At 48.5% G+C, this 23,866-nt stretch carries 15 protein-coding genes; 10 read left to right on the forward strand and 5 right to left on the reverse strand.

Annotation, left to right across the window (positions count from 1 at the left end):
• Positions 1–442: 442 nt before the first annotated feature.
• Together GKG43_RS09695 and GKG43_RS09700 are read right to left on the reverse strand one after the other, a co-directional pair.
• Positions 443–928, reverse strand: coding sequence for a hypothetical protein (locus GKG43_RS09695; RefSeq protein WP_050640949.1), 486 nt, complete (start codon positions 926–928; stop codon positions 443–445).
• Positions 929–1,004: 76 nt separating this feature from the next.
• Positions 1,005–2,381, reverse strand: a complete 1,377-nt coding sequence (locus GKG43_RS09700) for an MATE family efflux transporter (RefSeq protein ID WP_129879044.1) — start codon at positions 2,379–2,381, stop codon at positions 1,005–1,007.
• Between the two features lie 241 nt (positions 2,382–2,622).
• Here GKG43_RS09700 and GKG43_RS09705 point away from each other — a divergent pair, with 241 nt between their 5' ends.
• Positions 2,623–2,940, forward strand: coding sequence for a hypothetical protein (locus GKG43_RS09705; RefSeq protein ID WP_025655649.1), 318 nt, complete (start codon positions 2,623–2,625; stop codon positions 2,938–2,940).
• A 464-nt stretch (positions 2,941–3,404) separates the two neighbouring features.
• Here the strand turns inward: GKG43_RS09705 and uvrA are convergent, their stop codons facing one another.
• The gene (uvrA, locus tag GKG43_RS09710; protein ID WP_050640946.1) at positions 3,405–6,251 is read right to left on the reverse strand and encodes an excinuclease ABC subunit UvrA; all 2,847 of its coding nucleotides are present in this window, start codon (positions 6,249–6,251) and stop codon (positions 3,405–3,407) included.
• A gap of 43 nt (positions 6,252–6,294) precedes the next feature.
• The gene (uvrB, locus tag GKG43_RS09715) at positions 6,295–8,283 is read right to left on the reverse strand and encodes an excinuclease ABC subunit UvrB (RefSeq protein WP_050640945.1); all 1,989 of its coding nucleotides are present in this window, start codon (positions 8,281–8,283) and stop codon (positions 6,295–6,297) included.
• 426 nt (positions 8,284–8,709) lie between these two features.
• Here uvrB and GKG43_RS09720 point away from each other — a divergent pair, with 426 nt between their 5' ends.
• Both GKG43_RS09720 and GKG43_RS09725 read left to right on the forward strand, forming a co-directional pair.
• Positions 8,710–9,981 carry an ABC transporter substrate-binding protein gene (locus tag GKG43_RS09720; protein ID WP_055153073.1) on the forward strand — a complete coding sequence of 424 codons (1,272 nt, stop codon included), beginning with the start codon at positions 8,710–8,712 and terminating at the stop codon, positions 9,979–9,981.
• Positions 9,978–13,337: a response regulator gene (locus GKG43_RS09725; protein WP_347562008.1), complete on the forward strand. Its 3,360-nt coding sequence runs from the start codon at positions 9,978–9,980 to the stop codon at positions 13,335–13,337. The genes GKG43_RS09720 and GKG43_RS09725 overlap by 4 nt, the downstream gene beginning before the upstream one ends.
• A 216-nt stretch (positions 13,338–13,553) precedes the next feature.
• Here the strand turns inward: GKG43_RS09725 and GKG43_RS09730 are convergent, their stop codons facing one another.
• Entirely contained in the window at positions 13,554–14,933 is a 1,380-nt protein-coding gene (locus tag GKG43_RS09730) for an MATE family efflux transporter (protein ID WP_070102401.1), read from the reverse strand.
• A gap of 874 nt (positions 14,934–15,807) precedes the next feature.
• Here GKG43_RS09730 and GKG43_RS09735 point away from each other — a divergent pair.
• From GKG43_RS09735 to GKG43_RS09765, 7 genes are all read left to right on the forward strand, one after another.
• Positions 15,808–16,797 (forward strand): rod shape-determining protein, encoded by a 990-nt coding sequence (locus GKG43_RS09735; protein ID WP_025655654.1) that lies wholly within the window; start codon positions 15,808–15,810, stop codon positions 16,795–16,797.
• A 143-nt stretch (positions 16,798–16,940) separates the two neighbouring features.
• Positions 16,941–19,151: an ATP-dependent RecD-like DNA helicase gene (locus GKG43_RS09740; protein ID WP_055153069.1), complete on the forward strand. Its 2,211-nt coding sequence runs from the start codon at positions 16,941–16,943 to the stop codon at positions 19,149–19,151.
• A complete protein-coding gene (locus GKG43_RS09745) occupies positions 19,133–19,831 on the forward strand; it encodes a ComF family protein (RefSeq protein WP_129879045.1) in 699 nt (232 codons plus the stop codon). The genes GKG43_RS09740 and GKG43_RS09745 overlap by 19 nt, the downstream gene beginning before the upstream one ends.
• 231 nt (positions 19,832–20,062) lie before the next feature.
• Positions 20,063–20,458: a hypothetical protein gene (locus tag GKG43_RS09750; protein ID WP_050640940.1), complete on the forward strand. Its 396-nt coding sequence runs from the start codon at positions 20,063–20,065 to the stop codon at positions 20,456–20,458.
• Positions 20,459–20,461: 3 nt separating this feature from the next.
• Positions 20,462–21,619 carry a hypothetical protein gene (locus GKG43_RS09755; RefSeq protein ID WP_055153065.1) on the forward strand — a complete coding sequence of 386 codons (1,158 nt, stop codon included), beginning with the start codon at positions 20,462–20,464 and terminating at the stop codon, positions 21,617–21,619.
• A gap of 88 nt (positions 21,620–21,707) precedes the next feature.
• Positions 21,708–22,580 carry a diadenylate cyclase CdaA gene (cdaA, locus tag GKG43_RS09760; RefSeq protein WP_025655658.1) on the forward strand — a complete coding sequence of 291 codons (873 nt, stop codon included), beginning with the start codon at positions 21,708–21,710 and terminating at the stop codon, positions 22,578–22,580.
• Complete coding sequence (locus GKG43_RS09765; RefSeq protein ID WP_050640938.1) at positions 22,567–23,862, forward strand: CdaR family protein; 1,296 nt, start codon at positions 22,567–22,569, stop codon at positions 23,860–23,862. Before cdaA ends, GKG43_RS09765 begins: the two co-directional genes overlap by 14 nt.
• Positions 23,863–23,866: the final 4 nt, after the last annotated feature.

The following is a 23,866-nucleotide window of genomic DNA, read 5'->3' on the forward strand; positions in this document are numbered from 1 at the left end:
TTATTTCTGTATAGTTTAACATTTGGACTTACCTATGTCCTGAAACTTTTTACTTACCTATGTCCTGAAACTGGACATGGTATTAGGCACAGGGGAAGTGGGTGCTGGTTTTACTGGCTGTCCATTCGCTAAGCGCAGCTAGAGAGAAAACGGCCGGATTTTATGGAACATGAAGGATTCACTGCGCTGTCTGATGACAGCGCAGCTCAGCCTTCAATGACATTTGATTTTGTGAATCAAATGTCATCCATAAAATCCGGCCGTTTTCTCTCAAGCTGCGCTAAGCTTATTCTATGCCTGTAAAACCAGCACACACTTCCCCTGTGCCTGATACCAAAACCGCTGGCAGGCTGGGCGCATCCGGTGAGGCGGTGCGACGGATCAGGAGGTGGTTTAAACGGATGGGGGTTAAAATTGTTTTTATGTTCTCATATTTGAAGAATTAGGTGCTTTGGGTGGAAATTTTTATTAGTGGGGTTATGGATATGGCTCCGGAGATGTCTATGTTTCTTACTTCCGGAGGGTAGGTCAGGCTGAAGGATAGGCGGGCTTCTTCGGCTGCTGCTGCGTTGGTGGTGAAGCTTCCGGCGGCGGAGGTGTTGCGGGAGCCGCTGCCTGCGGGGGCAAGGAAGGAATAAAGCAGCTGCAGGGTTCCGTTGATTCTGGGAACGATCTGCATGTAATTGTCTGGCTCTGTGGTGGCCAGGAGCAGATAGTTTATTAGGTATAGATAGCCGGGGGGCAGAATGATTTCGGTGTTTCCGTTTAGGTGTATCTGAGTGCCCTCCTGGAAAATGGGGATCAGAGGCAGGTTTGAACCTGACGGCGGACTGGACTGTACGCCGTACTGGGCATAAAAATTGATACTTTCCCCGGGCGGTTCGGGCGGACATGGTGGAATTGGCGGTGGACAACAATTTGGTCTCATATTGATACACTCCTTCTCTTTCTTATATAATCAGTATATTGATAAGACAGGAGAGTGTGACGGGAAGCAGATGGTTTTACAAGCCGTTTCGGCGTTTTCCGCTCTTTTTTACGTGGTGCAGGCTGTACATGCAGAGCATCAGCCAGATGGGCAGAATGATGCCTTTCAGGACGCTGGAGATGCTGATACTCCACCAGATTCCATTGAGTTTCAGCACGCTGGCCGAGAGGACGGCTGCCAGTGGAATCCGAAGTGTGTTGAATATGATTCCGATCAGAGATGGCGGCAGTGTTCTGCCCAGTCCCTGGAATGCTCCGGCGGATGCGGCCTCTGTGCACATAAAAAGCTGTGAGACAGCCAGAATGCGCAGGTAGTCTGTGCCCATTGGGAGGATGTCTGCTTCCGGGATGAAGACGCGGAACAGGATTTCCGGGAAAAGAAGGAGCGCAAGCGTCGTAAAAAGACCCCAGGTGCACATGATTTTGAGTGCGCTGAAGTAGCCTTTTCTGACACGGTCGTTTTTGCCGGCGCCATAATTCTGCGCGGTAAATGCATTGACTGCACTGCCAAATCCCTCCGCGGTCATCCAGGAGATGGATTCGATCTGGCTGCCGACTTTCTGGACTGCAACGGCTGCATCGCCCCAGCCTGCGATCATTCTCGCAATCAGCATGGAGATGCCGGTGAAAATCAAATTCTGGACGGAAGCGGGAAGACCCACAAGCAGAATTTCCTTCATGCGGTTTACGGCAGGCCGCTGCAGAATACGGACTTTTGAAAAGATCAGAGCATCCCTCCGTATACGCAGGAGATAGATTGAGAACACCATTATCTGTGCAAAAACAGTAGCTGCAGCGGCCCCCTTAACGCCGAGACGGGGCAGCGGCCCAGGCCCGAATATCAGAACCGGGTCTAGGACCAGATTGATCACAAGCCCGATCGTTGTGGACCAGAATGTGATCATACTGTTTCCCATGGCCGTCAGAAGCCCTGTGAGAATCTGATTGATAAAGTTAAATACAATTCCTCCACAGGTGACCGCCAGGTACCAGCGGGCATCCAGAATCACTTCCGGGCTGTTGAGGCGGAAAAAGTCAATCAGTGGTCTATTAAATATCACGGATATCACACCGTAGAGAAGTCCGAAGAGCAGTCCCATCTGCAGGGAAGCAGTGGCATACTGTACCGCCTTTTCCTCTTTTCCGGCGCCCAGAGACTGGGCCGTAAGCACCTGTCCCCCCATCCTTGCAAGCATGGTAAATCCGGCGGAAAGCCAGATATACATGCCGGCCGCCCCAACGGCTGCCACGGCATTACTGCCAATCCGTCCGATCCAGAGCATATCGGTCAGATTATAGGCCATCTGAATCAGCGAAGTCCCCATAATGGGAAGGGCCAGTCTGGCCAGCGACCCGGCTATGGGGCCATTTAACAAGTCAATTCCTTTTTTCATTCTATGAATTCCCCTAACTAAGCAGTTAATTATATTTAAAATAAATACAGCAGTACCGTTTGTACTTCTGAAGAGTTATAAACAGCGGTAATATTATAACATGGAATGATACGATATGACAGGGGAAAACCAGGAAGCAAATTCCCCTTCCCATGAACCATAATAAGAATTGACTTCCCGGTGATTCCAGGCCTATAATAGTTGTATTACAATTACATATAAAGAAAATGGAGGCGTTACTATGACAAAGGTATTAATTCAGCCAGGCCCATGCGGACTTGACACACAGGTAGAAGCAACTTCAGAGGACGGGATGGAAGTACAGGTAAAGATTACATCTGGCTGCGAATCCATCAATAAAATGACAGAAGAATTAGGTGATACATGGGACGCCTACGAAGTCTGTCTTGGAAAACCAGGGACCGGCCCGCTCTACGATTATGCAGCAGAAAAACTTCCGGGCCATGCATCTTGTCCTGCCATAGCAGGAATCATCAAATGCATCGAAGTAGAATGTAAACTGGCACTCCCAAAAGACGCATCAATCACATTTGTTTAGGGAGTGAGGTTTTTAACGAACGGATGGGGGGGACGCTGTCTGGAATCGCGGCAGTCCTCTTTGGGATGCGGCTTTGCGGCGTAACAGCCGCTAATCAAAATGAAAGCCAGCATGATGGACACCGCCGACAAACACGGGTATGTCGATGCATACCCGCTTGAGTCGGCTTAATCGCAGGACTGGAAGTCCTGCGATTAGTCCATATGCTGGCTTTCATTTTGATGTAGCGGCTGTAACACCGCAAAGAAGCATCCCAAAGAGGACTGCCGCGATTCCAGACAGCTGGTGCATCCGGCCGGTCGGAAAATCATCCCTCCTCGGGAGAAAATCAGAACGGGAGCAGCGGATGTTGCCTGAATGCTCGGTAAGAAACATACAATAAAGTGATAATAACCTATAGATTATATATCCGTAGACCCATTCCCAGCCGCCTTTCCCGTCTGCGGCCCCTTTACCGCAATCCCTCAATCCCGATTCAGCACTCCTTTGATATATTTACCTGTGTAGGATTGCGGATTCTCAGCGATTTCTTCCGGTGTTCCGGTTGCGACTACGGTTCCGCCTTTGTCGCCCCCTTCCGGTCCTATATCGATGATATAATCGGCAGTTTTGATGACATCCAGGTTGTGTTCGATTACGATGACGGTGTTGCCGTCACCGGAGAGCCGCCTTAGGATTTCTGTCAGTTTGTGGACATCGGCAAAGTGGAGGCCGGTTGTTGGTTCGTCCAGGATGTAGACTGTCTTTCCTGTGCTGCGTCTGCTCAGTTCGGACGCCAGTTTAATCCGCTGGGCTTCGCCGCCCGATAATTCCGTTGAAGGCTGTCCCAGGCGGATGTAGGAAAGGCCCACATCGTTGAGGGTCTCCATCTTTCTACGGATGCTTGGAACATGCTCGAAGAACTGCAGGGCTTCCTCTACGGTCATATTGAGGACGTCATAGATGGTCTTTCCTTTATATTTAACTTCCAGAGTCTCACGGTTGTAGCGCTTGCCGCCGCAAACTTCGCAGGGAACGTATACGTCCGGAAGGAAATGCATCTCGATCTTCAGGATCCCATCGCCGCTGCAGGCCTCACAGCGTCCGCCCTTGACGTTGAAGCTGAAACGCCCCTTTTTGTAGCCGCGCGCCTTGGCATCGGGGGTTGAAGCAAACAGATCGCGGATCAGATCGAAGACTCCGGTATAAGTTGCAGGATTGGAACGGGGAGTACGTCCGATCGGGGACTGATCGATGTCGATTACTTTATCGACCTGATCCAATCCTTCGATGCGCTTGTGTTTCCCCGGGATTGTCCTTGCACGGTTGAGTTCCTTTGCCAATTTTTTATAAAGGATTTCGTTCACAAGAGAACTCTTACCCGAACCGGAAACACCGGTCACACATGTCATAATTCCAAGTGGAATGTCTACATCAATATTTTTCAGGTTATTCTGCTGTGCACCGATAATTCTGAGGTATCCGGCAGGCTGTTCTCTTTTTTCGGGAATCGGTATTTTGATCTTGCCGCTCAGATAGGCTCCGGTGATGGAGTTCTTGTTTTTCATGATTTCCTGTGCGGTTCCGACGGCGATCACTTCTCCGCCGTGTTCGCCTGCGCCTGGGCCGATGTCCACGATGCAGTCGGCAGCCAGCATGGTGTCTTCATCGTGCTCTACGACAATTAGAGTGTTGCCCAGATCCCTGAGGTGCTTCAGTGTGCCGAGAAGCTTATCGTTGTCCCGCTGATGCAGCCCGATGCTTGGCTCATCCAGAATGTAGGCGACGCCTACCAGGCCGGAGCCGATCTGGGTAGCCAGGCGGATCCTCTGGGCCTCTCCGCCGGATAAAGTGGCGGTTGCCCTTGCCAGTGTCAGATAATCCAGCCCCACATCCATCAGAAACTGGATCCGGGCCTTGATTTCCTTCAGTATCTGCCCGCCGATCAGCAGCTGTGTCTCGGTGAGCTGCAGCTCCTGAAGGAACTTCTGCAGTTTATTGATGGACAGAGCGGTAACGGCGGCGATATTCTGACCGCCTACAGTAACGGCCAGAGCCCCCCTTTTCAGCCGCTGCCCTCCGCACTCGGAGCAGGGGGTAATATTCATAAAGGTTTCATACTCTGCCTTCATAGAGTCGGATCCCGTTTCGCGGTAACGGCGCTCCACATTTTTCAGAAGTCCTTCAAAGGCCACATCGTAGACGCCTTCTCCGCGCTGCCCTTTATAATATACCTTTACAGATTTTCCGTTTGTTCCGTGGATTAGGATGTCATGCACTTTCTTTGGATACTTTTCAAAGGGAGTATCCAGATCAAACTTATATTCTTTGCAGAGCGCATCCAGAATCGCTCTGGTAAAACTGGATTTGTCCGTACAGGACTGCCAGCCGATGACTGTGATGGCCCCCTCGCTGATACTGAGCGATGGATTGGGGATGATCAGGTCCTCAGAAAATTCCATCTTATATCCCAGGCCGAAGCACACCGGACATGCGCCGAAGGGATTGTTGAAGGAGAAGCTTCTCGGCTCAATCTCTTCAATGCTGATTCCGCAGTCCGGGCAGGCAAAGCTCTGGCTGAAATTCATTGCTTCTCCGCCGATGATATCGACAGTCAGCAGGCCTTCTGCAAGGCTCAGTACGCTTTCCACAGAATCTGTCAGGCGCTTCTCAATACCGGATTTTACGACAAGGCGGTCCACGATTATCTCAATGTTATGTTTAATATTCTTATCCAAGGTAATCTCCTCGGATAATTCATAGAGGTTTCCGTCGATGCGTACACGCACGTAGCCGCTCCTTTTTGCACGTTCCAGGAGCTTGGCATGGGTTCCCTTTCGGCCCCTGACCACCGGGGCCATAAGCTGTATTTTTGTTCCCTCGGGCAGGTTCATGACCTGATCCACCATCTGGTCCACGGTCTGCTTCATAATCTCTTTGCCGCATTTGGGACAGTGGGGGATACCGATGCGCGCGTAGAGAAGTCGGAAATAGTCGTAGATCTCCGTTACGGTTCCGACTGTAGAACGGGGATTGTGATTGGTTGATTTCTGGTCGATGGAAATTGCAGGAGAGAGTCCTTCAATACTCTCCACATTCGGTTTTTCCATCTGGCCGAGAAATTGCCTTGCATAGGAGGACAGTGATTCCATATATCTGCGCTGGCCTTCCGCGTAAATTGTATCAAATGCAAGAGAGGACTTTCCGGAGCCGCTGAGACCGGTCAGTACGACCAGCTCATTTCTGGGAATGTCCAAATCTATATTTTTCAGGTTGTTTTCATTTGCGCCGCGTATCTTAATGTACTTTCTGGCGTCCATTTTTTTGCCCATGTGTAATCCTTCCTGTTCCTTCTAATGTATTTATAATGATCTGTCAGTCGTCCATATCGTTCAGGACTTTTTTGAGTTCCACCAGCTTGTCTCTCAGTTCAGCAGCGGATTCGAAGTTCAGTTCAGCAGCAGCCTTTTTCATCTGCTTTGACAGGTCTGCAATTAATTTTTCCAGTTCTTTTCGGCTCATGGATTCCGGATCTTTTTCCATCCGCATCTCCTCTGCGGCAACTTTCTTGGAAATACTGATCAGATCACGTACTGATTTACGGATCGTCTGCGGTGTGATTCCATGCTCCTCATTGTACTTCATCTGTATCTCGCGGCGGCGCTGTGTCTCATCCATAGCTGTCCGCATGGAATCTGTTATGGTATCCGCGTACATAATGACATGCCCCTCTGCATTACGTGCTGCACGGCCGATCGTCTGGATCAGTGAGGTGCCGGAACGCAGGAACCCTTCTTTATCCGCATCCAGGATCGCCACCAGTGTGATCTCGGGAATATCCAGCCCTTCCCTCAGAAGGTTGATGCCCACGAGTACATCAAATACATCCAGACGCATATCACGGATGATCTCAGTACGCTCCAGGGTATCGATATCGGAGTGCAGGTATTTGACACGGATGCCCACCTCACGCATATAGTCGGTCAGGTCCTCGGCCATTCTTTTTGTCAGCGTGGTTACCAGAACCTTATTCTTTTTTGCAATCTCCTTATTCACTTCGCCGATCAGATCGTCGATCTGTCCCTCCACCGGACGGACCGTAACCTCGGGATCCAACAGCCCTGTGGGGCGGATAACCTGCTCTGTCCGAAGCAGTTCGTGTTCTTGCTCATAAACACTCGGTGTGGCAGATACAAATAAAACCTGATTGATCTTGCTCTCAAATTCCTCAAAATTGAGCGGACGGTTGTCCTTTGCCGACGGCAGCCGGAATCCGAAGTCCACGAGGGTAGACTTGCGCGACTGGTCACCGGAGTACATGCCGCCGATCTGAGGAATGGTCTTGTGGGACTCATCTATCATGATGATAAAATCATCGGGAAAGTAGTCGATCAGCGTGTAGGGCGGCTGCCCCGGTGCAAGCCCGGACAGATGGCGGGAGTAGTTCTCGATGCCGGAACAGAATCCGGTCTCCTTGAGCATCTCGATATCAAAATTTGTGCGCTCTGCAATCCGCTGTGCTTCCAGCAGCTTATCCTGGCGCTTGAATTCCTTAACGCGCTCCTCCAGCTCTGCCTCAATAGCGGTTACAGCGCGGGCGATATTCTCTTTGTCCACAACATAATGAGACGCGGGAAAGATTGCGATGTGCTTCAGCTCATCCTTGATCTCTCCGGTCAGGACGTCAATCTCGGTAATCCGCTCCACTTCATCCCCGAACCATTCAATGCGGATCGCGGTATCCTCGGAGTAAGCAGGGATCACCTCCAGAACGTCACCCCGCACCCGGAAGGTGCCGCGGTGGAAATCCATTTCATTTCTGTCATACTGAATCTCAATGAGCTTTGCCATGACTTCATCCCTGTCCCGCGTCATGCCCGGGCGCAGTGAAATCACCATGTTCTGGTAGTCCATCGGGCTTCCCAGTCCATAGATACAGGATACGCTGGCTACGATGATCACATCCCGACGTTCCGCCAGGGCCATGGTGGCGGACAGGCGGAGCTTGTCGATCTCGTCATTGATCGCCGAATCCTTGGCAATATATGTGTCCGATGAGGGAACATAGGCTTCCGGCTGATAATAATCGTAGTAACTTACAAAATATTCGACCGCATTTTTAGGAAAAAATTCCTTGAATTCCCCGTAAAGCTGAGCGGCCAGAGTCTTGTTGTGTGCGATGATCAGAGTGGGCCTGTTCAGCGCCTGAATCACGTTAGCCATGGTAAATGTCTTACCGGAACCGGTAACGCCGAGCAGAGTTTCAAATTGATTGCCCTCTTTAAACCCACGCACCAGCTCGGCAATGGCCTGTGGCTGGTCACCCGTGGGCTGGTATTCCGATACAAGTTCAAAATGATCCATAAACCCGATACCTCCATATATAAACAATTCCCTATAATTGGGAATTTCATACTTTCATAGTGTCAGATATGATTATAGCAGAGGTTCTGGAAAATGTACAGTAAAAACCGAATGTTTGTTCTGTATAATTGAGAGACCATGCAACCGTTCAGGACGGACTGAACGGTTACGCATCCAGCTCACGGAAACTCGCCTTCCGTGAGGGGAAAACATTGCAAAAAAGGCTGTTTATGGTATAATGAATGTCAGTGGGAAGATCATGTCTGCACATTTTTAAATGGAGAATTTCAGTCATGAATTTTAGTTACATCGTATAATGATTCGATATTGGATGGGGTCCATATTGGATTTTTACTTAGTTTAAATGAAATTATCCGTGCATGCTATTGATCGTCAATTCGGAAAATGAGCGAAAGGATAGAAGATATGAAAAAAAGAACGATTGCTCTGCTGATCCTTTCTGCCTTAATATTGTGTATATTATCCGGATGCAAAGAGAACAGCAGAGTAGTAAACTATGATGGTCAGGACGGAGAAACTACAACCATTACCTTTTTTGGGAATAAGTATGAACCGGAAAATGTTACGGTCATAGAGGAGATCATTTCCGGTTTCATGACGGAGAATCCTGGTATCCGTGTTTCCTATGAAAGCCTGAAAGGGACCGAATACTTTGAAGCCTTAAGAAAGAGGATGGCTTCCGGCAAGGGAAACGACGTTTTTATGGTAAATCACGATATCTTGCTGGAGCTGCAGCAGAGCGGGCAGGTGGCGGATCTGTCATCACTCAGCGTGATCCCGGAGTATACCAGGCAGATGCGCAGCCAAATGGAGGAGAACGGAAAAATCTACTGGATGCCTACCACGGTATCGGCGTTTGGGCTGTACTGTAACATGGATTTACTCAGAAAACACGGGCAGGAGGTGCCTCAGAATCTCGGAGAATGGGAAACGGTCTGCGGTTATTTCAAAGACAGGGGGATTACACCGATGATTGCTAACAATGACATTTCCCTGAAGACACTGGCCATCGGGTACGGATTTTACTCTATCTATCAGGAAGAGGTGCAGGCAGAAGTATTTGCTCGGATTAACAGCGGTGAAGAGACGCTGAGCCATTATCTGAGTTCCGGGTTCTCCATAGTGGAAAGTTTTATCCGGAAAGGATATATTGACGGAGAAAAGGCACTCGATACGAAGAAAACCTCCGATGATCTGAAAGAGTTTATCAAGGGAGAGTCTCCTTTTATGCTGACGGGGGCATGGGCGGCCGGGCGCGTCAGCGCGATGCAGCCGGAGTTCGGCTTTGAGGTGCATCCACTTCCGGTTTTAGAGGACGGTTCCCTGCTGGTGATCAATCCGGATACAAAATTGAGCGTAAATGCCGGCAGCGGGCATATAGATGCTGCTATGAAATTTGTAGAGTATTTTACCAGGGCGGAAAATATACAAAAATTTGCAGATCAGCAGTCTTCATTCAATCCGCTGCAGGGGGCAGATCCGTCACCGGCGCAGGAGATCCTGCCGCTGGTGTCCTGTTACAGAAGCGGGCGTACGGTGATAGGCACGGACGCATTGCTGGATCTGCCGATCTGGGAGCTGACTGCTGAAGCGTCACAGAAGCTGCTTGCGGGGGAAGCGCTGGATACAGTCATGGATTGGATGGATCTGCAGGTGGAGGAGGACAGGATGCCTTGAAAAAGAATGAAGCAACAGAACCAAAAAAATCAAAATTGCTGATTGTGACCGCAGCGCTTGTTACAGGCGTTTTGCTCAGCACCATTACAGCCTTTTTCGTAAGGGCAGTACAGAGCCAGCTGTGGCAGCAGTCGATGGCTTCCATTCTTGAGAGTACCCAGCAGGGGCGCAACACGCTGCAGATCCAGCTGCAAGGGGAATACGAAGTAATGGGAACCGTGGCGGCCCATTTAAGTGGGTTTACCAGTTCGCAGGCCGACGAACTGGACGAATGTTTAATGGATTACAGTGCGGTGGACACAGGCATCCTCCTGTACCTGGAGAATGCAGCATGCTATCCGGATGATGTGGGGATCGATGAAAACTTAACGGAAATACTGGCGAAGAATGACCGGAAACAGGGAATTATTGCCCCGCATATCAGCAGTGTTACTGGCGTCAATGTGTTTAACCTGTATGTGCAGGTGACGCTGAAAGACGGTACAAAAGGATATTTGCTCAAAGAGTTTGAGGTGGATCGGATCGTCGACACTTTTACTGTTTCGTTTTATCAGGACACAGGCTTTTCTTATGTGCTGGATACAGAAGGCAATGTCCTTATCCGGCCGCCTCATCCCAACAGCAACAAAACCGTACAGAATCTCTTTGATATGCTGCAGGTACCTGAAAACAGCCACACCGGGCTGGAGCGTTTTACACAGTCCCTAAAGGAGGGGAAAACGGGATGGGCCACCTTTACCTATCAGGGAGAAAATACTGTTTTCTGCTATATCCCTTTGAAGCTGGATACTAACTGGTATTTGGTTTCCATTATCCCTTCCGCTGTTGTGAATAAGCAGACCAGCCAGATTATAATGCGCACCTTTGCCTTGATTGGCTGTATTATCCTGGGAATAGCCCTGCTGGTTCTGCTGTATTTCCGTTATGTAAACCGGGCGAACCACAGGCTCCGTAATCAGGCGGAGTATATCAGTCACCTGTATAATGCTGTTCCTGAGGGAATTGCCTTAACGACATCAGATGAGCCGTACCGGTTTCTGCAGGTCAATGAGGAGGGGTTACGCCTTCTGGGATTTCCGAAAGGATCCCCGAACGACGTCCTGGAAGGGAAGAGTCTCCGCAGCATGGTATATCCCGAGGATTATGAAAGAGCGGTGCAGCTGTTTCAGGATGCCGCAGAGAATGGGCATAAGAATGTTTTTGAAATCCGGGTCAGAACAAGGGATGATTCTTACTTTTGGGCGGCCGGGATTGTGGAAAAAACTCTGGATGAAAATGCTCATCCGGTATTCATCATTGCCATTCATGACATTACCGAGGAAAAATTGGCAGAAGAAGAGGCTAAGCGCAGGGATCTGCAGGAGCGTTTAACACTGGTGGGAGCGATCTCGAATGCGTATCCTTTGATCATCAGCCTTAACCTGTCCCATGATACTCTGAAGTTTGTGTATATCAGGCCGGGACTTATGCTCTCCATTGGAGGACAGCAGTCTTACAGTGAGTTGTATGCCGATATGGCGCCGTCCATTCACGAAGATCATCGGGAGCATTTTAAGCAGCGTTTCGCGCCCGAATACCTTCTGGCTGCCCTGGGCGGAGAAAGAGATGAAATCAGCGGGGAATATAAACACCTGCTGGCGGATGGGAAGTATCATTGGATCTCTACTCAAATCATTGCGGTAGACAATCCCTATTCCGAGGATAAGCTGGCGATCCTGATTTCCCGGCGGATCGATGAGCAGCGGTATGAGGAGGAACAGCAGCAGCAAACTTTAAAGAGTGCATTAGAAAGCGCCAGGGCCGCCAATGTGGCTAAGAGCCAATTCTTATCAAATATGTCCCATGATATCCGTACACCCATGAATGCTGTCATTGGGATGGCTGCGATTGCGGCCGCGCATCCGGATGATCCGGACAGAGTGGCGGACTGCCTGAAAAAGATCGATATTTCCAGCCGGCATCTGCTCAGTTTGATCAACGATGTGCTGGATATGTCGAAGATAGAGAGCAGGAAATTGTCAATCAGAGAGGAGCCTTTTAATTTTGCCGAATTGGTAACGGATGTCATTGAACTTTTCAGGCCGCAGACGGCAGAATGCCGGCTGAAGCTGGATGTGCATCTGGCTGTATTGGAGAACGAAGCAGTAATAGGAGATTCCCTCCGTATTCGGCAGGTTTATATCAATATATTGAGCAACGCGGTGAAGTACACGCCTTCAGATGGGAAAATACGTGTGGATGTGCGGCAGGTAAAGGAGAGTCACAACGGATACTCCAGCTTTATATTCCACTGTTCTGACACGGGAATCGGAATGAGCGAGGAGTTCCAAAAGAGACTTTTCGAACCTTTTGAAAGAGTACAGGATACTACCAGCAGCAAGATTGTCGGTACCGGGCTTGGGATGGCCATTACCAAAAACCTGGTGGACTTGATGGACGGGAGTATCCGGGTGGAGAGCAAACTGGGAAAGGGGTCTTCCTTTACCGTGAGTATTCCGCTGAAGCTGCAGGCAAAAGGACCGGAGACTGCCCCCCTCGAATGGAGCGGGGCACGATGCCTGATTGCGGACGGCGACCCGCAGGTTAGTGAAAGCATGGTGGAACTGTTGGAAGACATGGGAATGCATGCCAGTTCTGCCGCCTCTGGGGAGGAGGCCGTTTCCTTTGTTATACAGGCGAAGGATACGCAGGATCCGATTCGGCTGGTGATCCTGGGTCTGAAGATGCCGGATATGGATGGGGGTGTTGCCGCACGGTGTATCCGGGAAGCGGTGGAAAATGATATTCCTGCGGTCGTCCTGACTGCATACGATCAGGCGGAATTAGAGAGCGAAGCCCGCAGCTGCGGAGCAACAGCGAGTCTTACCAAGCCTCTTTACCGTGAGAAAATATCCAGTCTTCTTAGGAAGCTAAGCGGGGACGAGGAAGCGCCCAAGCCGATGTTCAATGGAACTGCCGGAGATTTCAATGGAAAACGTGTTTTGCTCGTAGAGGATAACGAAATAAATCTGGAGATTGCACGCACACTGATAGAAGAGAGCGGCGTCCAGGTGGAGGAGGCATATAACGGAGAGGAAGCGGTGCGGAAGGTGTCGGAATCTGCGGAGAGGTATTATGATTTGGTTTTCATGGATATCCAAATGCCGGTTATGGACGGATACCAGGCAACAAAGGCGATTCGGGCTTTGAACCGGGATGATGCATTAACCCTGCCGATTGTGGCAATGACGGCCAATGCGTTTGAAGAAGACGTATGTGACGCGCTGCAGGCGGGAATGAACGTACATCTGGCGAAACCGGTTGATGTGGCGGAACTGGGACAAGTGCTGCAGCGATTCCTTGGTCAGAATATCTAATACGGCAGGTATCTTTAAGCAGCAGGGCAGGATGTTTTCCTTTATAAACGGGAAACAGCTCCGCAGCATACAGTGGCTACAAGGTACAAAAAAAGGGAACTGTGTACAAATTACTTTGTACAGCAGTTCCCTTTTTGACCGATACGTTTTGCCTGATAATGAAATTATCTGTTATTCTTCCACATTTATACAGGAACACAGGTAACTATGAAACGCTTATCCAGCTGCTTTTTTCGGTGCCGTCTTAGGATAATTAAAAATATTTTTCTTAATAATATTATAGTAAATAATACAAACGATAATCGTACTCGTTGTAGCAGTAGGCGTTGCCAGTGAAAGATGGAAAAGTGTTGCGCCTGCCATATGGCTGAAAATATAGGCGGCTGGTACACGCATAACCCATGAATCCCAGAAAGCCTGGAAAAATACGAACTTTGTTCGGCTGCAGCCATTGTAAAATCCCATAAAGCAGAATAAAATACCAACCTGTATACAGTCAATAGAGAATCCTTTGAGATACTGTGCCGCTGCTGCGATAACTTCGCGGTTCGAGGTAAAAATTGAAGCCAGAACATCACCGTGGAAGCATACAAAATAGAACACGATAAGTCCCGTTACTACGGAAGTCCCCATACCATAGAAGAGCGTTCTCTTTGCTCTTTCCGGTTTCCTTGCCCCCATGTTCTGCGCAATAAATGCAGACATTGACTGCATGTATGAGATCGGTATCAATAACACGAAACTAACAACACGCCATGCAATACCGTATCCGGCTGACATGATGAGCCCCATGCCGTTTGCGAATGTATTGACAGCGAGAAATGAAATCTGTGTAACAAGATCCTTCATTGCTACAGGTGTTCCAATGGAAAACATCTCTTTGATCATATAATTATCAAATCGAATGTGGCTTAACTTGAAGACGAAAGGAAGCTTTGTAAAGCGGATTATAATAATTGATAAAATCAGGCTTATAGCCTGAGCGCTTACGGTAGCAATAGCTACACCTTTTACTCCCATATCAAATACGGAAACTAAAACAACATCACCAATAACGTTAATTACACAGGCGATGATAACGAAAACCAACGGAAGAATAGAATTGCCGATACCTCTGAATATACAGCTCAGCAGATTATATCCGACAATAAAAACCAATCCTCCGCAGCAAATCGACAAATACTGAACGGCAAAATCATGAGCTTCTGCAGGCACGTTCATAGCACTTACCAATACTGGTGTTACAAAAACCATGATAATCGTTAGAATTACGCCAAAAACAGCAAATATGCTGATGGAAGCTCCCATAGATTTTGCGGCGCTTTCGCCGTCGTTCTCTCCGATATAACGCCCTATTGCTACAGTAACACCCATAGCAAGCCCTGTGACAACCACCTGAAGGAGATACATTACATTACCGCCCGAGGAAACAGCGGCACTTTCTGCAGGCCCACAGTAACGGCTGATAACAATCAAGTCAACTGCACTGTATAAAGCCTGTAAAAACATAGATATCAGAATCGGAAACGTAAACTTAAGAAATGGGGACAATATGGGTCCCGATGTAAATGAATTTGTTTCATTATTGTTGCTCATCTTTAAACCACTCCTCTCAATAAGTGCATAAGTACATGAATACCACAGATTTTGTTGATGCAGAAATAACCTTATAAAACAACCTTAAAAAACATATCCTAAGTATTGCTGATTATCTTCGGCATTGCTCTTTATTTTATGACGTCTACTAAAAAAGAGCCCTCGCGGACTGGGCTGAAGATCGAGCCTTTGCTTCTGCAAAACACCTGCTGGAGAGGCAGACAGCATACTTAAAATAGATGAGATACGAGTATCGGAATACTCTTAATATACATTCTTTTCCCCCTTGCCTCCTTTGACTGATAATTATCATATGATATTTATTATGTAAGATTATTTTATCATCTGGGTACCTGAACAAACAGTGAACAATGCACACGAATTTAAATAAGAAAAGACACCTTCTGATTGTGCGGTAAATATGCACTCTTAACCAGATGGTGAAAGCATAGCGGGCTGAGATTTCACGCCTCAGATTATTGATTGAGCACTCTCGAGAACTCTTATTTTAATTATTGCTGAAGCGCTGACATAAAAACTTTCGAATTCTGCATACTAAATAAGTATATACAGAACCTTTTATATTTTTGGGTACTGCATACCAGTATCATAAAATATAAAAAAGGTCGTATTTTGGCGGGTGTATTTTTACAATCCTTAAGAAATACTAAAAATACAAAAAAGGGGTTTCCATTTCTGGAAAAGTTTATTATACTATTGGTGCAAGTTGGGGAGAGACTGCACGAGGAAACAGAGAAATTTATCTAGACCAAGGCGTGTTTAAAAATATACTTGAAGAAAAATTTCTGCGGGGCAGAGGAGTACGAATGAGTGGAGATAAAGAGTAATATGGGTTGTGGAAGGGAGCGTAAATATGTCTGTAGATATCGGGATAGATTTGGGAACAGCCAGTGTACTGGTGTATGTAAAAGGAAAAGGGGTTGTGTTGAAGGAACCCTCAGTTGTAGCGTTTGACAGGGATACGAATGTCATCAAGGCGATCGGGGAAGAAGCGCGCCTGATGCTGGGAAGAACTCCGGGGAATATTGTTGCGGTGCGGCCGCTGCGCCAGGGGGTTATTTCGGATTATACGGTTACTGAGAAAATGATTAAATATTTTGTACAGAAATCGCTTGGAAAAAGGACTTTTAAGAAGCCGCGCATCAGTATCTGTGTGCCGAGCGGTGTAACGGAAGTGGAAAAGAAAGCGGTGGAAGAGGCCACGTTTGCTGCAGGAGCCAGAGAAGTACATTTGATAGAAGAACCGGTAGCTGCTGCGATCGGCGCGGGGATCGATATATCCAAGCCCTGCGGGAATATGATTGTGGATATCGGAGGCGGGACTGCGGATATAGCAGTGATTTCGCTGGGCGGTACAGTGGTCAACACTTCGATCAAGATTGCAGGGGACGATTTTGATGAGGCAATCGTGCGTTACATGAGAAAGAAGCATAATCTGCTGATTGGTGAGCGCACGGCGGAAGATATTAAGATTAAAATTGGGACAACATATCCTCTTGTCGAGGAAGAGACCATAGAGGTCAGAGGACGGAACCTTGTGACAGGACTTCCGAAAACAGTCACGGTGACGTCTTCGGAGACTGAGGAAGCGCTGAGGGAGGCTACAGGGCAGATTGTAGAGGCAGTAATTGCCGTACTGGAACAGACACCGCCGGAGCTTTCCGCGGATATTCTGGACAGGGGTATCGTACTGACCGGTGGAGGCGCCATGCTGCGCGGTCTGGAGGAACTGATTGAGGAGAAGACAGGGATTCATACAATGACCGCCGAAGACCCCATGAAGGTTGTAGCGATTGGAACAGGTCAGTTCGTAGAATTTATGAGCGGCAGGACTGACTTCTAAGGGAGAAAGTCAGGGTGGGACAGACTGCTTCAGACGGTGCAATGCGCTGTCGAAGGGGTCTGTCTTAACTTATGTTACGGAGGAGCCTGCCGGACGTTCCGCGGATACTCTGCGAGACGAAAGGCTCCGGTTAGGAGGAAATTTTGGAAGTAGTCACCGGATATGTGGAGCATATTGTGTTCCGGAATGAGGACAATGGATATACGGTATTTAATCTGGAAAATGAAGACGGGGAGACTACCTGTGTTGGCAGTTTTAACTATATTAATGAGGGGGAGATGCTGGAACTGCACGGGGAGTTTGTGAACCACAGTGTGTATGGAAGCCAGCTCAAAGTGAACTCCCATGAGGTAAAGGAGCCTGAGGATCTTGTATCTATAGAACGTTATCTGGGATCCGGGGCCGTGAAGGGGGTTGGAGCGGCGCTGGCAGGGAGAATCGTGAGGAAGTTCAAAGAGGATACGTTCCGCATCATTGAGGAGGAACCGGAGCGTCTGGCTGAGGTGAAGGGGATCAGCGAGCGGAAGGCCAGGGAGATTGCCGAGCAGGTAGAAGAGAAGAAGGATATGCGCCGGGCGATGATCTATCTGCAGAAATATGGGATATCCACGACTCTCGCCGTTAAGATTTACAAGTATTATGGAACGAAGCTGTACCAGGTGCTTGAGGAGAACCCGTACCAGCTGGCGGATAACATAGAAGGCGTGGGGTTCAAGACGGCCGACGAAATCGCTTCCAGAATAGGGATACATACGGATTCGGATTTCAGAATCAGAAGCGGTATTTTTTACACGCTGCAGCAGTCCACCCTGGAGGGACATGTCTATCTGCCCCAACAGGTACTGGAGGCCCGCGCCGGGCAGCTTCTTGGGGTGAACATCCAGGATGTGGAAAAGTATATCATGGATCTCTGCATTGAGAAAAAGACGGTGCGCAAAGAGGCGGAGGGCGAGATCAGGATCTATCCGGCCCGCTATTATTACCTGGAACTCAATACGGCCAGGATGCTGCATGATCTGAATATCGACTGCAATATGCCGGAGGACATGATGGAGAAGCGGCTCAGAAAGGTGGAGCGGCAGGAACAGATTTCCCTAGACCCCATGCAGCACAGGGCGGTGATAGAATCCATCAAGCACGGGCTTCTGGTCCTGACCGGCGGGCCCGGGACCGGTAAGACGACTACAATTAATACCATGATCCAGTTTTTTGAGAGTGAGGGGATGAGCATTCTGCTGGCGGCGCCTACAGGAAGGGCCGCTAAAAGAATGACAGAGGCCACCGGATATGAGGCGCAGACGATCCACCGCCTCCTGGAGGTCAGCGGGAATCCGGAGGAAGAGGGCAATGTAAATGGCTTTATGCGTAACCGGCAGAATCCCCTGGAGACGGATGTGCTGATTATTGATGAGATGTCCATGGTAGACCTTCCGCTGATGCATGCCCTGCTTTCAGCCGTTGTGGAAGGCACCCGGCTTATATTAGTGGGGGATGTGAACCAGCTCCCTTCCGTGGGACCCGGGAGTGTTCTGAAGGATATTATTGCTTCGGACTCGTTTCCGGTGGTAACGCTGACAAAGATATTCCGTCAGGCAGGCGAGAGCGATATTGTTGTGAACGCCCATAAGATCAATGCCGGGGAACCTGTCGTACTGAACAACAAGAGCCGTGACTTTTTCTTTTTAAAACGGCAGGAAGCAGATGTGATTATCAGTGTAGTGATTACCCTGATTCAGAAAAAGCTTCCCAGGTATGTGGATGCACTGCCCACGGAGATTCAAGTCATGACTCCCACAAGGAAGGGACTGCTGGGGGTGGAGCGGCTGAATACAATCCTGCAGCGTTATCTGAATCCGCCTTCTCCGGAGAAAGCGGAAAAAGAAAGCGGGCAAAGATTGTTCCGTGTTGGGGATAAAGTGATGCAGATAAAAAATAACTACCAGCTGGAGTGGGAAATCTGCACCAAATTCGGACTCACTGTGGATAAAGGCATGGGAGTCTTTAACGGAGATATGGGGATTGTGAAGGAAATCAATTCCTATGATGAATCCATGGTTGTCGAGTACGATGAGAAAAGAACGGTAAAGTACCCCTTCGAGATGCTGGAAGAACTGGAACTGGCATATGCCATTACGGTCCACAAATCTCAGGGGAGCGAATATCCTGCGGTAGTGATACCGCTGCTGCAGGGACCGCGCATGCTATATAACAGAAATCTTTTATATACGGCGGTAACCCGTGCAAAAAAATGCCTGACAATAGTGGGGAGTGAAGCGACATTTCAGGAAATGATACAGAACAAAAACGAACAGAACCGTTACACAAGCCTGGCGGAGTGTATACGCGGATTTTAAATCTGCTCTATCCGCAGGTCTGTCCGTTTTGCGGCAGAATATCGGAACAGGGGATCTGCAGTGCCTGTAAAAAGAAGATTATCTATGTACAGGAACCACGATGCATGCGCTGCGGCAAGCCGCTCGAAAAGGCGGAACAGGAATACTGCAGGGACTGCGCAAAACATGATGCCGCCTATGAACAGGGGCGGAGCGTATGGGTGCACAGGGAGCCTGTTTCGGGCGCAATTTATCGGTTCAAGTATGGAAATAAAAGGAATTACGGCCGGATATTTGCCGGGGAAATGGCGGAACACTGCGGGGTTCAAATCAGAAGGTGGGGAGTTGAAGAGATCATTCCGATTCCGCTCCATCCCGCCAGAAAAAGAAAACGTGGATATAATCAGGCGGAAATACTGGCTGAGGAGCTGGGCTGCCTTCTTCATATACCGGTTAGGAAAGACGTGCTTTACAGGATACGCAAAACCAGGCCGCAGAAAAGCCTCAATGGCACGGAGAGAATCCGCAACCTGAAAGGGGCCTTCGCGGTGTCCGGAAAAGAGACGGTAAAGGCAAAAGTACTGATTGTAGACGACATCTATACGACCGGCAGCACGATCCGCAGATGCGCAAAAATGCTGAGACTTGCAGGAGCTGAAAAAGTGTATTTTTTAACTATAAGCATTGGACAAGGACTCTGAGTATATGCTATACTAAAAATGATGTTTATCTTAAAAGGAGATAAGACTCCCACCTTTACAGGTGGTTAAGAAAAATTAAATTTAGGAGGGAGTCTGGTCTCCTTCCGGAATAAAGCCGCCGGCGGGCGGCAGAGGCGCGCAGAAGTATGATGTCATGCAGAGCATGACGCGCGCCTCGCCGCAAGTACGCCAAGGCGTGCCTGCACTGAAAGAAAACTTAGAGGTGAGGAAATGTTAGATAAGGAGCGCATCAGGCTGATGACAAAGATGGCGGCATATGAGAACACTCTGGCGCCGGATGATTTGAAAATCAGCAGTTATTATAAGAAAGATTATTCAAGTCTCAACACACTGATCACAGCGATCTGGGTCACGATCGGATACGCCATTGCCGCAGGTTTGGTTATCCTGTGCAGCATCGACGCAATGCTGAAGGATCTGACGGTTGCAAAGCTGATTATAATCGCGGCTGTCGTGGTGGGTGCATATATTATCTTACTTGTGGCTTACTGCGTATGTGCCAGCAGCTTTTACAAGTCGAAGCACAATAAAGCAAAACAGCGTGTGAAAAAGTATTACCGGGATTTATCCCGCCTGGGAAAGATGTGTATGAAGGAGAAAAAATAAAATATGAGTACTTTACTTGTCTGGAAAGAGCAACTGCAAAAAATATATGCGAAGTATTCCACATATATAATGAAAGCATTACAATTTATTTTAGGACTCTGTGTCTTCGGCCTGATTAATTCCAACATCGGTTTTATGAAGGCGGCGTCGTCTATTGTCTGTACTGTGGGGCTTTCCGCAGTCTGTGCATTTCTGCCGCTGGTCGTGATGGTGATCGCAGCCACGCTGCTGGTACTGCTGCATTTTTATACCTTATCCATGCCCATAGCTCTTGTATCTCTGGCGATTTTTCTGATCATGTACATCTTTTATTTCCGGTTTACACCGAAAAAAGCATGGCTTGTTCTGCTGACGCCGGTTGCGTTTGCACTGAAGGTTCCGTTTGTGATTCCGGTTGCCTTTGGCTTACTGGGAACGCCGGTCTGTGTGCTTCCCGTTGCATTTGGGACGATTGTTTACTATATGCTGCATTTCGTAAAGATGTCATCCACCGCCCTCAAGGGAGGGGATGCAAAAGGTCTGGTGGACAGCCTGATGGTTTTCACAAAGCAGTCTCTGACCAATAAGGAGATGTGGGTGATGGTGATTGCGGCTGCCGTCAGTCTTCTGATTGTATATGCCGTACGCACAAGATCCGTTGACCATGCATGGAAGATCGGATCGGTCGCTGGTGCGATTGCAGGCATTGTCATCGCTGCTGCGGGGAATATTACACTGGACGCGCATCTGTCATACGTTACAATGGTGGTCAGCGGTGTTGCAGCGATTGTGGTTGGGCTGGTGCTGGAGTTTTTGTTCTTTTCTGTGAACTATTCCAGAACGGAGCGTATGCAGTTTGAGGATGATGAATATTATTATTATGTAAAAGCCGTTCCGAAAATTGTAGTAGCTGCACCTGAGATGAGTGTGAAGCATATTAATGAAAGACAGGACCAGAGTGAATGGCAGGAGTCACAGGACAGCCAGGAGACGGTGCTGATTGATACTTCAAATGTACAGAGGGCGGCAGGGGAGCCGCATGCGCAGAGAAAGCGCCCGGCGCCAAAACAGGGGGAACACGCGAAAAAGATAGATCACGCCAGGGCGGCGGACGAGATTCTGCTGACAAGAAGCCTTACCAAAGAATTGGGTATAAATCTTGAAGATCTGGAAGATAAATAATACCTAAGGGGAACTCAGGGACTTATGTTCTTTGGGCATTAAATGAATAAAGGGAGCAGCATTCATAATTAAGACAGGAGGTGGCAGAATGGAACAGTGGATCAAAACGTTTTTTGACAACTATGTGAGCGACATGTACTTTCCGAATGTTCACCTGACAGATATCATAGAGATTATCATTGTATCGATCATCGTCTATGAGATTATGCTGTGGATTAAGAATACAAAGGCATGGATGCTTTTGAAGGGCATGATCGTCCTTGGCTTGTTTATACTGGTAGCTGCTATATTTCGGATGCATACCATATTGTTCCTTGCCAGAGAGTCGATCAACGTTCTGGCAATAGCCGCTGTGGTGGTTTTTCAGCCGGAGCTGCGGCGGGCGCTGGAAAAGCTGGGGGAGAAAAACCTTCTGAGCAATATCAATCTGTTTGACAGAAGCAGAGAAAACCAGAGGTTCTCCGATGTAACGCTGGAGAGTCTTGTAAAAGCCTGCTTTGACATGGGGAGTGTATGTACAGGGGCTTTGATTGTAGTAGAGCAAGCCATCCGTCTTACGGAATATGAGATGACCGGAATCGAACTGGACTGCAAAGTCTCTTCCCAGGTTCTGCTGAATATATTCGAACATAACACTCCGCTTCACGACGGAGCTGTAATTATAAGAGGAGACAGAATTACTTCAGCCACATGTTATCTGCCGCTTTCAGATAACATGTCAATCAGCAAAGACCTGGGGACCAGGCACAGAGCTGCATTGGGGATGAGTGAAGTAAGTGATGCACTGATTATTGTTGTATCCGAGGAGACGGGCCAGGTTTCCGTTGCGATGGGCGGGCAGCTTGCGAGAGGAGTTACGCCGGAATACCTTGCCACAAGGCTGAACCAAATCCAGTATAGAACTGCGGAAGGCAAGAAATTTACTATACGGAAAGGACGGCAGAGGCATGAAGAAATATAAGTTTACGAACAACCTGGGGCTGAAGATTATGGCACTGGTTTTCGCTGCCCTGTTGTGGCTGATCGTAGTGAATATAGATGATCCGGTGGAGTCGACGACCTTCCGGAATATAGATGTTACGGTACAGAATACCGAGGTTGTGACAAATGAAGGAAAGACCTATAAGATATTAGACGACACACAGAAGGTAAGTGTGGTAGTGCGTGCGAAGAGATCAGTTTTGGCTAAGCTGTCCAGCAGCAGTATCATTGCGACGGCGGACATGAGTGAGATGCAGATCAGTTCACTGATTCCCATCACAGCAACAGTTCCAGGTTATGAAGGAAAGTATACCGCGGAAGCAACACCAGGCAACCTAAAGGTTAAGATAGAGGATCAGACAAAGAATCCATTCCCTGTGAATGTCAGTGTGACGGGCATACCGCGTGACGGGTATGTAGTCGGCAATACGCCGACCAATCCGGCGAAGGTTACCGTGAGCGGGGCGGAATCACTGGTCAACAGTATTGATAAAGCGGTGGCAAAGGTGGATGTATCGGGATTGTCCAAGACGACAGTATTGCAGGCCGAGCTTACCTATTATGACAGCAACGGCAATCCGGTGGATAAGAGCCAGCTGAAAGATAATCTGGGGGAGGATGGCATTACCGTCGAGGTGGAGATACTCAATACAAAGAGCGTAGCATTGAATTTCAATGTTATGGGGACTCCGGAAGAAGGATATGTGTACAGCGGCCTTACCAGTGAACCGGAGCGGATTCAGGTCTGCGGTACGGCGGAGGCCCTGAGCGGGTTCACCGAACTGGACGTACCGGCTTCAGAGATCGACATCAGCGGAGCTACAGAAAAGCTGGAGCAGACGATTGATATTGTGCCATATCTGCCGGAGGGGATAAAACTGGTAGACGAGACCGCCAATAATGTTGTAGTAACCGTATCCATTGAGCAGGAAGGAACCCGAACGATTGAGCTTCTCGCAGAATCCATCCGGGTGAATAATGTGCAGGATAATCTCAGGGTATCCTTTGAGGACAATACAGATATTCAGCTGCAGTTTAAAGGCGCTCAGGAAGCACTTGAGAAATTGGATGTGAAAAATGCAGTATATATAGATTTAAAGACTTATACAAAACCGGGGTCATACGAAGTGCCGGTAAACGTGGATCTGGATATGGACGGCGCGAATGGTTCCAATATTACATTGCTGAAGAATCCAACGGTAAAGGTTACTCTTACTGAGAAAGATGAAAAAGAGGAGCAAAGCGTAACAAAGGAAGAATAACGGG

It is taken from the genome of Eubacterium sp. BIOML-A2 (genome assembly GCF_009680135.1).
GTDB classification, from domain to species: Bacteria; Bacillota; Clostridia; order Lachnospirales; family Lachnospiraceae; genus Faecalicatena; species Faecalicatena contortus_B.